We start from the raw sequence: 14,409 nt of genomic DNA on the forward strand, positions 1-14,409 counted from the left end.
TTGCTTAGGTTTTAAATACCTTCTTGAGATTGGAGGCTTTCTTCCTTCCATTCCAGAAAAGATTGATTGATTGCCTCAGCAAAAACCTTGGTTTCCTGGGCTCCACTAATACCATATTTTCGATTGAATACAAAAAATGGCACCCCTTGAATCCCCATTTGCTTAGATGCTAATATATCCCTTTTTACTTCATCAGAGAAGGTGTCGGTTTTTGTGATTTCTTCAACATTTGTAAGGCCTACATCAGAGGATAAGTTGGATAAAATACCCATGTCGTCTATGTTTTTGCCTTCTATAAAGTAAGCCTCAAGTAAGCGCTCTTTCATTGCTTGTTGTTTCCCTTGGGTCAAGGCAAGCTGTAATATTCTGTGGCTCCTGAAAGTGTTAGCGACCACTGCATTCTGCATTTGGAAATCCAGCCCTTCTAATGCTGCCTGATCAGTGACATATTGGGTCATTTCAGTTGCTTTGCTTAGAGTAACGCCTTTGCTTTCAGCAAGGTATTGCTCCACAGATTTATTGGTATCCGTTTGAATATCGGGATTTAACTGAAAACTTCGATAGATCACTTCAATCTGATTTTTTTGGCTGAAATTAGCCAGGGCTTTTTCAAATCTACGTTTACCGATATAGCAAAATGGGCAAACCACATCACTCCAGATTTCAACTTTCATTTTCTTTTGCATGGTAGTTTTTTTTATCCGCAATTTTTGAGGAGGTTGTAATTCCACTACAACACTTCTGCTTTGGCTTCGGTTCTGGAGTTGTGGATATTTATTTAAGGAGAATTTATTTTTCTTTGTAGTTGAATAAACTAACCCTCAGAAGATATCCTTTCTGCAAGAAGCAGGATTTTCTGCAAGGTTTTTGCTTTAAAATATAGTAACTTGACTATCCCATTTAATAAATTGTTAATTCAACCCCTAAGTTTGTATGAATGAGATCATTACAACGATAAAAAAATTAATAGAAGTAAGGGTAAACATCATAAAAGCTGAAATTACTGATAAAATTAGTTCTGTTGTGGCAAGAGTAGCAGTTATGGTGCTAATGATTATTTCTGCTTCTTTTATTTTACTCTTTGGAAGTATTGCTTTGGCGTTTTACTTCAGTGAGTTATATGGTAGCAGTTCCATTGGATTTTTGATGGTAACGGGCATTTACACTTTTATATTTCTGTTATTGTATCTTTTGAGAAACGCAGGGGGCTTTCAGAGCATACTCAAAAATTCTCTTTTCAGGTATGTTTTTTTATTTAAAGGTAAAAAAGGAGAATGATGAAAGAGGAATTATTAAAACAGTCAGAAGAATTAGAACAGACTTTGGAAAAGCAACTCCAGCTTTTTAAACAAGATTCACAGGTGTATTTAAAAGTTGGTGGCTTGGCAATAATAGGAGGGGTATTGGCCGTTTATACTGTCAATCAATTGGGAGGTAAGCGTAAGAAAAAAGTGGCCAAGAAGAAAAAAAAAGGTAAGAAACCTTATAGCTTTTTAGGGAATTTAAGAAGTAGGTTGTTTTGGATGTTAGTAGGGGTAGGCAAAGCAAAATTAATGGAGGTGGTTATGGCCCAGGTAGGTAATGAAGAAGAATCGAATTAATGATCTGCGCGAGCTCCTTATAGAAAAGAAGATTAAAGGGGAGAAAGGCTTGGCACTGCTTATAGACCCGGAAAAGCTAGACAAACAACCTTCTCTGGATCTATTGAATCAACTTTCACATGGCCTTACAATTGACTTTTTTTTTGTAGGGGGAAGCTTAGTAAATGCCAAAAGGCTAGATCAGTGCTTGCGAAGATTAAGGGAAGTAAGCAAAAGTAATGTACCCATTGTATTATTTCCCGGAAGTGTCATGCAGATTTCTGAGGAAGCCGATGCCATTTTGTTTCTATCATTGATTTCCGGAAGAAACCCGGAGCTATTGATTGGTCAGCATGTTTTGGCTGCACCTACCTTGGCAAAAAGTAATCTTGAAATATTGCCTGTGGGGTACATGCTGGTAAATGGTGGTGTAGGTACCAGTGTGGAATACATAAGCCAAACGATCCCGATCCCTCATAACAAGCCGGATATTGCAGCAGCCACGGCTTTGGCAGGCAAATACTTGGGTTTGCCCATCTTTTACCTTGATGCCGGTTCCGGTGCAAAGAACCCTGTTTCTCAAAAAATGATAAAGGCGGTAAGTGAACAAGTGGAATGTCCCTTGATGGTAGGAGGAGGAATTCGATCTCTGGAAGCAGCCAAAGCTGCATGGGCTGCGGGAGCAGATGTATTGGTTATTGGGAATGGGGCAGAAAAAAACCCCAGCTTGATCACTGAGGTTTTGCATTATGCTAAAATCTATAATTCGTCACTGAACGTTAATTAGCGACTCTCTTCTTCTCATTTTTCCTGCAGGAAGGCCATACATCATCTTAAATCGCCTACAGAAATAGGCGGTGTCTTTATAGCCCACTTCTTTTCCTATGTCACGAATACTTTTCTTGGTGGTACGTAATAATTCAACTGCCGCTTCCATTCTTTGGTATTCGATATAATCCTGAGGATTGATTCCTGTCAGCATTTTAAAGTATTGGCCAACGTAATCTTCAGAAACATTGGCCACCTTTGCTAAAACTTTGTTAGATAAGTCACCACCTATATTCTTTTTGATATAGTTGAACATATCAATCAATCGAGGATCTTTGAAATAGGTGCTGTTTGTAGATAACTCTTCTACGAATAACCTGTTTTTAAGAATATGGCGGACCAATTCTACTACAAGCAATTCAGTATACAACTTGATTACTCTTTCTTTACCCGGGGTATTTTGTTCAGATTCTTTCACTACATCTTCAATTATCGAAGCAATTCGGTCATTGAATCTTATTACAAATGCGGGTATTCCTAAAGAATTAAAGAAATTAACAACATCGAATACTTTTGCTTCAAAAGTAACCGTGGTGATACAATCATCATCCAGATTTTTGATGTTTTTGAAGCTTATGGTCTGAAGGTATTTCTTTTTGTTTTCCAAAAAGTTATCATTATTGGTCTCGTTCCTCTTAGTAACGGTTCCAAAAGATACCCTTGTAGGCCTGCTTGCTGGAATAAAAAGAATTTCCCCTTCGTTTACAGATTCCTGGTCTTCACCATAATTTAGCGAGCCCCTGTGAAGAAGGATGGCTGTGTTTTCAGAATCTGTATAGTCGGTGATGGTTACAGGTCGTTCAATTTTGAAGTTATTGCCTTTCACGTACCTTACTCCAACCGACTCTATCACTTTATTGTAATATTCCATGATTAGTGCATTTAGAGTTATTTTTTGTAAAAGTATATTTTTTTTCTGATTTATTATGACAATTTCCAATAAAAAATTAGAATAAACTAAATTCCGATATGAAAATTACTATATATTTTTAATTCTTCACTACTATTACAATTAGCTTAAAAGCTTTCTGGATATGATTATTTTCTGAATTTCAGAGGTGCCTTCATATATCTGAGTTATTTTTGCATCTCTCATCATTCGTTCAACGTGGTATTCACGCACATAGCCATAACCCCCATGAATTTGAACGGCTTCAATGGTGGTTTTCATAGCTGCCTTCGAAGAGTACAATTTGGCAATTGCACTTGCCCTAACATAATCTTCATTATTGTCTTTTTTAAAGGCTGCTTTGTAACAAAGTAATCGGGCGGCTTCAATTTCAGTGTCCATGTCTGCCAATTTGAACTGTATGGCTTGATGCTCACTGATGGTTTTTCCGAAGGTTTTTCTTTCCAGTGCGTATTTGATGGATAAATCTAAGGCGCCCGCTGCTATACCAAGTGCCTGGGCTGCAATACCAATTCTACCACCATTTAATGTCTCCATAGCAAACTTAAAACCAAAGCCTTCTTCTGCAATTCGGTTCTCTTTAGGAATTTTTAGGTCAGTAAACATTAAAGAGCAAGTGTCAGAAGCTCTTATCCCTAGTTTGTCTTCCTTTTTACCGACCTCAAATCCCTCCCAATCTCTTTCTACAATAAATACAGATATTCCCTGATGGCCTTTTTCTTTATTGGTCTGTGCAATGACCAGATAGTAATCAGCAGAATAACCATTGGTGATCCAGTTTTTTGTCCCATTTAGCAGGTAATGGTCTCCTTTGTCCACAGCAGTGGTTTTTTGTGAGGTGGCATCTGAACCAGCCTCCGGCTCTGACAAAGCAAAAGCACCTAAGGATTTTCCGGAAGCCAGTGGGTTTAAGTATTTCTTTTTCTGAGCTTCAGTTCCATATTTTTCCAAACCCCAACAAACAAGAGAATTATTAACAGACATGATCACAGCTGCAGAGGCATCTATTTTGGCGATTTCCTCCAGAACAATTACATAAGACAGGGTGTCCATACCACCTCCTCCATAGGTTGGGGAAACCATCATGCCCATAAAACCCATGTCTGCCATCTTTGTTACCAGTGCTTTCGGGAATTTGCACTTAATGTCTCTTTCTATGACTTCCGGTAATAGTTCTGTTTTAGCAAAAGCCGAAGCAGCTTCTTTGATGGCCTGCTGTTCCTCATTTAGTTTGAAATCCATATTCCTGAATTTTTCTAGTTACAAATCCATTCATTAGGAGAAAAAGAAACTAATTCCCAAAAGGTTAATTGAATGCCTTTCCCTGACCTCTAGTAGTTTAAGACCTGTTCACAGGAGCGTTTTGCTAAATGTTTTGACAATTACCTATAAACAAATAGTAAACCTTTATTAGTAGTAATTTCACTTTTTTACAAGGCGAATTATTCACAAACCCTTTTCTCTTATATAGTTATACTCAAAAAATAAAAAAGGGGCAACGCTGCCCCTTTAAAAATTTAAATAAATTTTAGTTTATTAATCTCTATTTCCAAAAAAGATAAACATATAATAGGCTAGTGTGGCCATAGAAGCCAAAGCGGCAACCACATAAGTCATCGCAGCCCATTTCAATGCATCTTTGGACATTCCGTACTCTTCAGGTGTCACGATATTGCGTTGCTTGACCCAGGCAAGTGCTCGGTTGCTTGCGTCAAATTCCACCGGTAAAGTGATTACACTGAACAAAGTAAGCATACTATAAGCGCCTACTACCACCACACCAACAGCCTCATACGGCAAGCCAAACAAGGCAATTCCTCCAAAAAGAGAGGCGATCAACACTACGTTCAATATTTTACCACTTATATTTTGAATAGGTACTAGCGCTGACCTCAGTTTTAACCAAGCGTAAGAACTGGCATGTTGAACAGCGTGACCACATTCGTGGGCGGCTACAGCTGTTGCGGCGGCATTTCGTCCATAGTAAACATCCGTACTTAAGTTTACGGTTTTATTCATTGGATTATAATGGTCAGAAAGTTGTCCTTCCACACAATTTACAGAAACGTTGTGGATATTGTGATCCGCCAACATGAGTTCTGCAATTTCTTTACCGGAAAGATTTGCTTTCAAAGAAACCTGTGAGTATTTCTTAAACTTATTCTTCAGCTTGTTACTTACCACATAACCGAGAATTGCGAATACAACTACTATTAATATGATTCCCATTTTTTATATTGCTTATTTTCCTTCTATTACGTTTTTACTTTTATAATGTTTCTTGCTTTTTTCTAAAAAGGTAAAGAAAACTAATTCCTCCGAAAATTAAAACAATTATCATTTGAGAGGTATGAGCCAACATCGCAAATACCTTGCCCTGAGTTTCAGGTATACCATAGAATAACAAAATGAAAGCCACCATGGCGTGAAATGTACCTATGCCTCCCTGAACAGGTGCGATCATACCTATGCTTCCCATTACCAGTACCATTAAGATAGAAGTAGCTGACAATGAGCTTGTTGAAGGTACTGATAAGGCCATCCAGTACATCATTAAAAAGTAAATGATCCAAATTAAGAATGTGGCTAGCCAAAACCCGACTTTGTTTTCCATTTGAAAAAGGGTTTTTAGCCCACTGACAAAATGTCTGATAAACTGGATGAGTTTACCTATAAAGGCAGTTTTTTTAAATTGTTGATAGAGGACAAAAGCCAGGGCCATTGTGCCTAAAAAAAGTAAGATGGCCAAAAAGAGGTAGTCTGAGACCAGGTTTTTGAGTGCAGAAATGGAAACCAAGTTTTTCAGAATTTTTAAAAATATCCTCCCTTCAAAAATAAAGGCCAAAGCCATCATCAATAGCATAAAGAGCATATCTATTGTTCTTTCTAAAACAACAGTGCCGAAAATTTTCCCAAAATCTATGGGGTAGTTTTTTCTAACCGCCCCACATCTGGCCACCTCACCTGCTCTTGGAAAGATTAGGTTGACCACATTGCCAAACATCAAGGACCAAAAAATTGGACTTGTCTTCAATGAAATGGTTTCGTTGGTGGCAATTAGCCTTTTCCATCTCCATGCCCTTAACCAGAAACCAATTAATCCAATAAACATTGCAGTGGCAAACAAAAAAATGTTGGTGCCTTTGAGGGCTTCCAAAAATACTTCGCTTTCTATATCCTTATAAAGGAAATAGAAAATCAAAAGTGCAACCACCAAAGAAACGGTTACGCGTAAACCGTTTTTTAACTTATTGCTCAAATCAATTTGTTTTGGTCATCCGGGAAAACAATGGTTGGTTTGTATTTTTTTGCTGCTTCAAAATCCATCGTTGCATAGGAAATAATGATGATTACATCTCCTACCTGCGCTTTTCTTGCGGCCGGTCCGTTTAGACAAATTTGTCCCGAATCCCGCTCTCCTTTGATTACATAAGTTTCCAGGCGTTCGCCATTGTTAATGTTTACAATTTGAACTTTTTCGTTTTCAATTATATTCGCTGCCTCCATTAATGTTTCATCAATGGTGATAGAACCAACATAATGTAGTTCTGCTTGGGTAATTTTTACCCTGTGGATTTTTGATTTTAATAACTGAATTTGCATGTCATTAGTTATATATGGTCAGTACGTATAATGATGTTGTCTATTAATCGTACCTCTTCAATATGTGCCGCTATACAAACAGCATATGGCTTTTCTGGTGTTAGATTATTGACAGGAGAAAAACTACTTAGTTCTACGAGTTCTAAATACTCTGATTTTATATCAAGTGGTTCAAGCATTTCCTGAATGACCTTATTTTTTATGTGTAACCATTGCTCACCCCTTAAAAGTTCATCTTTACATTTGGATAAAACCTTATAGAGAATTGAAGCCAAGGCCCTTCCCTCTTTACTTAACCTTTGGTTTCTCGATGACATGGCCAGTCCATCTGCCTCTCTCATGGTGGGGACCACTTCGATTTTTATAGGATAGGAGAGATCGTTGACCATTCTTTGAATCACAGCAACTTGCTGAATGTCTTTTTGCCCGAAAAACGAAATATCCGGCTGCAAAATATGGAACAGTTTAGAAACGACTATAGCCACTCCATTGAAATGTCCCGGGCGAAAACGGCCTTCCAATACTTGTTCCATGGAACCAAAATCAAATTCCATCATTACTGCATGGGGATACATTTCGCTTTCAGAAGGAGTAAATACCATGTCAACACCTTCATTGGCTAATATTTCCAAATCGGAGGATAAAGTTCTGGGGTATTTTTGAAGATCTTCTGGGTTGTTAAACTGAATAGGATTGACAAAAATGGATACAAATGTGATGTCTGTTTGTTTTTTCGATTGCCGTATCAATTCCAAATGTCCTTGATGCAATGCTCCCATAGTAGGCACCAATCCAACGGCCCTATTTTGGGTTTTTAAGGTCCTTAAATGCTGTTTTACAGAAGATATCGTTTTGAGTATTTCCAAAGCTCGTTTTGAAGTGGAATAGGAAAATAGGTGCAAAAGTATATTATTCTGAATAAAAACAATGGGAATTGGCGATTTTTTTGTAAATTTGTAGTCCCGTTATATCCCTTAATAAAACACACACGATATGTCTAAACTTCGTATCCTTTACGTAGCAAGCGAAATTAATCCATTTCTTCAAACTTCAGAGGTCGCTAATTTTGTGAGAGCACTGCCTCAAGCAATGCAAGAAAAAGGAATGGAAATTCGAATTTTGGTTCCAAGATTTGGGTTGATTAATGAGAGAAAGAATAGGTTGCATGAGGTTGTAAGACTTTCAGGTATTAATATATCCGTAGGCGAAGAAGAGAAACCCCTGATAATTAAAGTTGCTTCAATTCCAAATGCTAAATTGCAAGTATATTTTATTGACAACGAAGACTATTTTCAGAGAAAAAGCGTTTTCTTTGACAAACAGGATAAATTTTATGAAGACAATGACGAAAGAGCCATTTTCTTCTGCAAAGGAGTGCTAGAGACCGTTAAAAAGTTAGGTTGGGCACCCGACGTGGTTCACTGTAATGACTGGATGACAAGCCTTATTCCTTTGTACCTGAAGACAACTTATAAGAATGAGCCCCTTTTCAAAGAAACAAAATCCGTATATGCTATTTATAATAACGGATTTAGTCATAAATTTGGGGACGATTTATTCGAAAAGATAAAAATGGTGGATATTGACGACCAGCTTCTGGCTCCATTGAAGTCCAAAGACTATGAAGGGTTTTTGAAATTGGGGATGGAGTATGCTGATGTTGTCGTTAAAGGAGAGGATATTTCCGAAAGCCTGACTGCCATGATTCAAGAATCTTCTAAAGACAAACAGTTTGAAATTAATAGTGATGAACAAGACGAGCTTTTTGAAAGCTATTACAATATCTATACAGACCTTGCAGGTTAAATTCCTCGGGGCCCTGTGCTCAATTGTTATTTTTGCAGGAGCTTGTTCAGACCCATCCGAAATTGGATTGGTACTGGATCCCGGCTCCAACCAGATAGGGGTTTTCTATGAAGAAATACCCCTTTCTTCTTTTATGGTGTTGGAAGATTCTTTCAATACAACAAATCAGAGTAGGTTAGTGGTAGGTGGGGATCATAGCGATCTTTTTGGTACTACGGAATCAATTGGTTACAGTAGATTGTCCTTTAATCCCAATGGAGTTTTGCCGGAAGACAATGCCATATTTGATTCCGCCATATTTGACTTTAACATTGTTGACCTTATAGGTGAAGATTTTGATGAAGCTAAAGATTTTAGGGTTCATCGACTTTTAGAGGCCATCGAGGATACTACCTACTATAGCTTCAATTCACTCGATTTTGATGAGGAGGAAATTTTGGCCGAAGGCTCTTTCCTATTGACTCCTGACACGGTCAATAAGGTAAGCATGGATCTCAAGGAGGATTTCGCTGCAGAACTATTTGGAAAGCTTACCTCTCAGGACCCTGTATTTGATAATATATTTGCTTTTAGGGAATACTTTCCCGGTATAGTTATCAAAGGTGATCCTTCCCAAAATACATCCATTTCTTTGGCCATTGGGAGTGGAACTGGTATTACCATGTATTACCACTATGAAGACGATACTGTTTCAACAGCTTATCCCATTAATACCATACAGTCCAGACACTTTAATCAAGTGATAAACGATCCTCAGGGAACTCCTACTGAAGTAATTACAGATACCAACGTGGCCTATGATATAGCCGGTGATAAAGTGGGAGTGAAAGCAGGATTGGGTATGTTGACAAAACTCGACATGAGTCCTTTACATGAGTTTTTGGACACTCTTGAAAATGTCACCTTTAACCAAATATTGCTTGAAGTAGGTCCTGTGGATGAATACCCTGAGGGGAAAAATCCTTACGGGGCGCTTGTCATGTACTTTGCTGAAGGTGGTGAGTATTATAGAAGGTTTGATGGAGTTAAGGTGGCAGTACAAGGAGAAAATAATACCCAAACAGGCTTAGACCAAGATGGGAATGTTGTTCCTTTCACCTCCAACCAAAATGGCTTGGCATTCAATACTGAAATGCGAGTGTATTCCAATCAGATCACTTCATATGTGGATGCCATGTATCGTTCGGGTCTGGTTAAGACAGATTTGTTTTTGTACCCAAATACGCCCAATACTGAAAGTGGGGTGGTGACTTTTGATGCTTTCAAACGATCGCTAAAAGAATTTGTCGTGGATAAAGATCAGATGAAATTGAAGATTTATTACTCGAGAATAAGGTAAATATTAATCCTGTTCCTGATCCCCTTGCAAATGTTTTCCCCTAGGAAATTGTAAGGGGATCAGTGTTTTTATCCTCAATTGGTAACCGATTAGGTGTTTATATTACTTAATATTAGTCGGTTCTCTGCTGCTTAGTTTCCTTCTGAGCGTAGATAGATTTAACCAAACAGGACGCTATGCTAAACTCTCCGAATATCCTTTTCTACATGTATTTACAATGTCTTTTTAGAAACCTGAGAAATAATTAAGGTTTAAGAATATTGTAAATGAGCTGCTTGCCTTCAGCTTTTCACCCCCTCCTTTTTAAACAGCACTGAAGTCCATTTATTTCGTACTTTTTTACCTACAAGGCTCAAGCCATAATTTTTGGCTTTTTCACTAATGTCAGTAATGTCTGATTCATAAAACCCACTTAATAGCAATTGCCCTCCGGCCAATAGGTGTTTGGCATAGGCTTCCATTTCATCTAATAGTACATTCTTGTTTATATTGGCAAGAATCAGGTGATAGGCTTCTTCGGTCCTTACAGAACTGATGTTCCCGGTTTGCATTTCAAGTGAGTCAAAACTATTGATTTCAAAGTTTTCTTTTCCATTTTCCACGCTCCATTCATCAATATCAAATGCTGTAACCCGTTTTGCACCTAGCTTCATTGCCATGATCGCCAAAATGCCTGTGCCTGAACCGGCATCCATTACCACTTTACCTGTATGTTTGATTTCATTTTGCCATTCCAACATCAGGTAGGTGGTGGAATGATGGCCTGTTCCAAAAGACATTTTTGGGTTGATTACAATCTCATTTTTGAATTCCCTTGATTTGGATGGGTGAAAAGTAGCTCGCACGTATACCTTGTCTGCTACAGCTATTGGATCATAGTTCTTTTCCCAAGCTTCATTCCAGTTAATTTTGGCAAGAATACCTGCTTCAATTTTAATTGCTGCTTCCTCCTGATACCTAGAAATGACCTCCTGCCACAATTGCTCGTCCTGGTCTTCTTGTGGTATATAGGCGTCAAATCCTTTATTTGTTTCCAGAAAGGAATCAAAACCTATATTTGCCAATTCTGCCATTAAAATTTCCCGATACTCTTCCTTACAGCTGATTTTAAATTCCAGGTATTCCATTGCTTGGATTTTTTTAATTTGAAAAATATAAAAATGCCCTGACAAACCAATGTCTGGGCAATTTCTCTTTACTTAAATTATGCACTAGAACTACAATAACAAACGGAAGGTGTTTAAAGTCAGGTTAATAGGTACTATTTGGAGGTTTCACCATAGCAATGCTATGCTAAAATCTCCAAACAGTCTGATTTTTTACGATTGTAAACCTACCTGAGAAAACTCAGTATAGGCATCATCAACCCTATTGCATAATCGGAGTTAAATAAAGATTGGTACTTAGAAGGATTTTGCAATGTCAACAAAATCTCGGGATTTTAATGAAGCACCGCCTATTAATCCTCCATCCACATCTGCTTTAGAAAAAATTTCTTTTGCATTACTGGGTTTACAGCTTCCACCATATAAAATAGAAATTTCTTCAGCCACAGCTTCTCCATATTTGGAAGAAAGATGCTTGCGGATAGCAGCATGCATGTCTTGCGCCTGCTCAGATGAAGCGGTTTTACCTGTTCCAATTGCCCAAATTGGTTCGTAGGCAATGACTAATTTTTTTATTTCATCTTCACTAAACCCAAATAAACTTTCGGTAAGCTGTGCTTTTACATAGTCTTCATGTGTACCTGCTTCTCTGATTTCCAAAGGCTCTCCACAGCAGAAAATTGGTGTTAAGTTATTTGAAAGTGCTTGCTTTGTTTTTTCTGTCAACAATTCATTGCTTTCGTTAAACATTGATCTTCTTTCGCTGTGGCCAATGATAACATATTCAGCACCAAATGAACCCAATATGGCTGCGGATGTTTCTCCAGTATAGGCACCGGCCTCTTTGTCTGAGCAATTTTGAGCACCAAGAGCAATGCTGTCCACTCCTGCGATAAGTTTTTTAACGCCATATAAATGTACAAATGGAGGGTTCAATATTACTTTGACGTCCTTAATTGGCTCATCTTTTATCATGTTTACTATTTCAGAAGTAAGTTTTTGGCCTTCTTCAAGTAAGCAGTTCATTTTCCAGTTTCCTGCAACAATTTTTTTTCGCATGATATTTCTATTTAGATTTATATATTTGGTCAGGATTATCCCGTTAATATACCAAAAGCTAAAATTACGTAAAATGTCAGTTCCAGAAAAAGGAAATTCGGTTTCAGGTTCAAAAAAGAACAATAGCTATTCAAAAGCTTTAAAAAAAATAGCTGCTTATTGCGCCTACCAGGAGCGAGCTATTTCTGAAGTTGTGACCAAACTGGATGAAATCGATTTAGAGGAAGATGAAAAAGAAAAAATTCTACAAAATTTGATCGAGCAGGATTTCATCAATGAGCAGCGCTTTGTGAGAAGTTTCGTTAAAGGGAGGTTTAATTTGAAACGTTGGGGAAGGGTGAGGATTCGACAAGAACTCAAAATGAGAGGGATCTCGGACCAATTGGTTCAGGAAGGACTTGAATTATTGCAGCCTGAAGAATACCATGATACCTTGCTTCACCTAGCAGAAAGGAAGTGGAAGCTCACCCATGAGAGCGATTTGTATAAAAAGAAATCTAAAGTTGGACGATTTTTGATATTTAGAGGCTTTGAATCGGATCTTGTATGGGAAATATTGGAACAGTTTAAAACTAAAGATGAGCTTTAGTTTTAAACCTGTCCCCTGATTCTTGTGGCATTACCTCCAAAACATTGGCTACAACTAATTTTACTAGTGTTTTGGAGGCAATATAAACAGGAATCCTAGCCATGTTCATAAATTCTTTTAAGGTGATGTAGGGTTGATTGGCCAAGGCCTTCATCAAAAGCTCTTCTTTTTTTCCATACTTGAAAATAACATTGTTCGAATTGTTTTTCCTTTTCATAATTTCCCACATTTCCCTGCTGGCTTGAATGCTTCTGTCAGCTACTCTGACATAGGCTTTTTTCTTTTTTCCTTCGCGCAAATAATGGGGGGCTGAAGCACTTTTTTCTATTTTGTAAATAGCTACACCTTTTTTTTGGTTGAGCGCCTTCACGGTGCAGGTAAGCTGTATAGGAGGATGAATCAATTCTTTGATGGCCTTGTCCATTGCATATACTTCTTCCTCAATGTGCCGTTGACCACTTACGGTTCCATCATCGTCAACACCAAGCAATAGATGACCTCCGTCCGTATTCGCCATCGCTATGATTTCTTTAACGATCTTTTCCGGATGAGCTGCTTTCTTTTTGAATTCTACATGCAGGCCTTCTCCTTTTTGAGCTAGTTTTGTGATGTCCTGTATGGTGGTCATTTTTTGTTTATTTGATTAATACTGCAAGTCCAACCCTAATGCCAATTGCTTTTCGTTGAACATAATAATCTGTCATTCCTTCCAGTCGCATCCTATAGCTTAAATTATAGGTATACCCCGCTCCAAGGCCAAAATCTGCTCCATTTCCTAGCAGTGCTCGAGCACGGAGAAATACAGGCTCTAAAGGGTAATACCTTAAGCCGGCAGTTACCTGATTGGGATGGTTGATATTGTATTCATAACCTCCGGAAAAAGACAATTGGTGCAAGTAGAAATAATTGACCTCAGCACCAAACTGTGCCCTTTCTAATACCTTATTCAAATCAGTCCTTATTAAATCAACTCCCATGCTAACCAAAAAACTACCACCTGCTTGCTGCGCTTTTAGTCCCCCAGTATTGATTACTAACACTCCTGCAATTAGGACAATGCATTTAATTATTTTCATTTATTTACCAAGGTTAATAGTTTCCAGTCTTTTCTTCAGTCCCATCCATTCATCCCGTAACCTGGCAGCTTCCATAAAGTTCAATTCCTTTGCAGCAGCTTCCATTCTTTTTTGAGTTTGGGTGATTAGTTTTTCGAGCTTTTCCCTACTCAAATATTGAATCACCGGATCTGCGGCGACATCCATCTCTTCCGGATTATTTTCCACATATACTTTGGCGTTTCGTTTACTGTCAGCAACTTTGGTTTGTCCCATAATCCTGTCATGTGACTTAATGACGGTTTTTGGAGTAATGCCATTGGCTTCATTATAAGCATGTTGCTTTGCTCTCCTTCTGTTGGTTTCATCAATGGATAATCGCATGCTTTCCGTGGTTTTATCCGCGTACATGATAACTTTCCCGTCGGCATTCCTTGCCGCTCGGCCAATGGTTTGAACCAGACTCCTTTCATTTCTTAAAAAGCCTTCTTTGTCAGCATCTAAAATTGCGACCAAGGCCACTTCAGGTAAATC

18 protein-coding genes are annotated in these 14,409 nt (G+C 38.1%); 6 read left to right on the forward strand and 12 right to left on the reverse strand.

All coding sequences use genetic code 11. The annotated features are described in order from the left end of the window. Positions 1–11: 11 nt before the first annotated feature. Positions 12–686, reverse strand: a complete 675-nt coding sequence (locus AAC037_RS00935) for a DsbA family oxidoreductase (RefSeq protein WP_339900953.1) — start codon at positions 684–686, stop codon at positions 12–14. A gap of 247 nt (positions 687–933) precedes the next feature. Between AAC037_RS00935 and AAC037_RS00940 the strand changes: the two genes are divergently transcribed. From AAC037_RS00940 to AAC037_RS00950, 3 genes are read left to right on the forward strand one after another with little or no spacing between them, the layout of a single operon-like run. Continuing rightward, complete coding sequence (locus AAC037_RS00940; RefSeq protein ID WP_339900954.1) at positions 934–1,278, forward strand: phage holin family protein; 345 nt, start codon at positions 934–936, stop codon at positions 1,276–1,278. Continuing rightward, a complete protein-coding gene (locus tag AAC037_RS00945; RefSeq protein WP_339900956.1) occupies positions 1,275–1,601 on the forward strand; it encodes a hypothetical protein in 327 nt (108 codons plus the stop codon). The genes AAC037_RS00940 and AAC037_RS00945 overlap by 4 nt, the downstream gene beginning before the upstream one ends. After that, positions 1,582–2,367, forward strand: a complete 786-nt coding sequence (locus AAC037_RS00950; RefSeq protein ID WP_339900957.1) for a geranylgeranylglyceryl/heptaprenylglyceryl phosphate synthase — start codon at positions 1,582–1,584, stop codon at positions 2,365–2,367. The genes AAC037_RS00945 and AAC037_RS00950 overlap by 20 nt, the downstream gene beginning before the upstream one ends. On the opposite strand, the gene AAC037_RS00955 is transcribed toward AAC037_RS00950, so the two are convergent. From AAC037_RS00955 to panC, 6 genes are all read right to left on the reverse strand, one after another. Continuing rightward, the gene (locus AAC037_RS00955; protein WP_339900959.1) at positions 2,350–3,279 is read right to left on the reverse strand and encodes an AraC family transcriptional regulator; all 930 of its coding nucleotides are present in this window, start codon (positions 3,277–3,279) and stop codon (positions 2,350–2,352) included. The two genes, AAC037_RS00950 and AAC037_RS00955, sit on opposite strands and share 18 nt — an antisense overlap. A 141-nt stretch (positions 3,280–3,420) precedes the next feature. After that, positions 3,421–4,560 carry an acyl-CoA dehydrogenase gene (locus AAC037_RS00960; protein ID WP_339900961.1) on the reverse strand — a complete coding sequence of 380 codons (1,140 nt, stop codon included), beginning with the start codon at positions 4,558–4,560 and terminating at the stop codon, positions 3,421–3,423. A gap of 294 nt (positions 4,561–4,854) precedes the next feature. Beyond that, positions 4,855–5,547 carry a zinc metallopeptidase gene (locus AAC037_RS00965; RefSeq protein WP_339900962.1) on the reverse strand — a complete coding sequence of 231 codons (693 nt, stop codon included), beginning with the start codon at positions 5,545–5,547 and terminating at the stop codon, positions 4,855–4,857. Positions 5,548–5,587: 40 nt separating this feature from the next. Continuing rightward, positions 5,588–6,577: a lysylphosphatidylglycerol synthase transmembrane domain-containing protein gene (locus AAC037_RS00970; RefSeq protein WP_339900964.1), complete on the reverse strand. Its 990-nt coding sequence runs from the start codon at positions 6,575–6,577 to the stop codon at positions 5,588–5,590. Continuing rightward, entirely contained in the window at positions 6,574–6,921 is a 348-nt protein-coding gene (panD, locus tag AAC037_RS00975; protein ID WP_339900966.1) for an aspartate 1-decarboxylase, read from the reverse strand. Before panD ends, AAC037_RS00970 begins: the two co-directional genes overlap by 4 nt. A gap of 8 nt (positions 6,922–6,929) precedes the next feature. Continuing rightward, positions 6,930–7,787, reverse strand: coding sequence for a pantoate--beta-alanine ligase (gene panC, locus AAC037_RS00980; protein WP_339900967.1), 858 nt, complete (start codon positions 7,785–7,787; stop codon positions 6,930–6,932). Between the two features lie 127 nt (positions 7,788–7,914). Here panC and AAC037_RS00985 point away from each other — a divergent pair, with 127 nt between their 5' ends. Together AAC037_RS00985 and AAC037_RS00990 are read left to right on the forward strand one after the other, a co-directional pair. Next, the gene (locus AAC037_RS00985; RefSeq protein WP_014019376.1) at positions 7,915–8,727 is read left to right on the forward strand and encodes a glycogen/starch synthase; all 813 of its coding nucleotides are present in this window, start codon (positions 7,915–7,917) and stop codon (positions 8,725–8,727) included. Continuing rightward, complete coding sequence (locus AAC037_RS00990; RefSeq protein WP_339900970.1) at positions 8,687–10,066, forward strand: hypothetical protein; 1,380 nt, start codon at positions 8,687–8,689, stop codon at positions 10,064–10,066. The genes AAC037_RS00985 and AAC037_RS00990 overlap by 41 nt, the downstream gene beginning before the upstream one ends. A gap of 281 nt (positions 10,067–10,347) precedes the next feature. Here the strand turns inward: AAC037_RS00990 and prmA are convergent, their stop codons facing one another. Next, a complete protein-coding gene (prmA, locus tag AAC037_RS00995; protein WP_339900971.1) occupies positions 10,348–11,193 on the reverse strand; it encodes a 50S ribosomal protein L11 methyltransferase in 846 nt (281 codons plus the stop codon). Positions 11,194–11,469: 276 nt separating this feature from the next. Continuing rightward, entirely contained in the window at positions 11,470–12,231 is a 762-nt protein-coding gene (gene tpiA, locus AAC037_RS01000; RefSeq protein ID WP_339900973.1) for a triose-phosphate isomerase, read from the reverse strand. 73 nt (positions 12,232–12,304) lie between these two features. Between tpiA and AAC037_RS01005 the strand changes: the two genes are divergently transcribed. Next, on the forward strand, positions 12,305–12,820 hold the full coding sequence (locus AAC037_RS01005) for a regulatory protein RecX (protein ID WP_339900975.1): 516 nt from the start codon (positions 12,305–12,307) through the stop codon (positions 12,818–12,820). Here AAC037_RS01005 and AAC037_RS01010 read toward each other — a convergent pair. From AAC037_RS01010 to AAC037_RS01020, 3 genes are all read right to left on the reverse strand, one after another. Beyond that, positions 12,804–13,448 carry an ATP-binding protein gene (locus AAC037_RS01010; protein ID WP_339900976.1) on the reverse strand — a complete coding sequence of 215 codons (645 nt, stop codon included), beginning with the start codon at positions 13,446–13,448 and terminating at the stop codon, positions 12,804–12,806. The two genes, AAC037_RS01005 and AAC037_RS01010, sit on opposite strands and share 17 nt — an antisense overlap. Before the next feature lie 7 nt (positions 13,449–13,455). Continuing rightward, positions 13,456–13,896: a hypothetical protein gene (locus AAC037_RS01015; RefSeq protein ID WP_339900977.1), complete on the reverse strand. Its 441-nt coding sequence runs from the start codon at positions 13,894–13,896 to the stop codon at positions 13,456–13,458. Next, a partial coding sequence (locus AAC037_RS01020) for a UvrB/UvrC motif-containing protein (RefSeq protein ID WP_339900979.1) occupies positions 13,897–14,409 on the reverse strand: 513 nt, incomplete at its 5' end.

Source organism: uncultured Cyclobacterium sp., assembly GCF_963976465.1.
In the GTDB taxonomy this organism is placed as follows: domain Bacteria; phylum Bacteroidota; class Bacteroidia; order Cytophagales; family Cyclobacteriaceae; genus Cyclobacterium.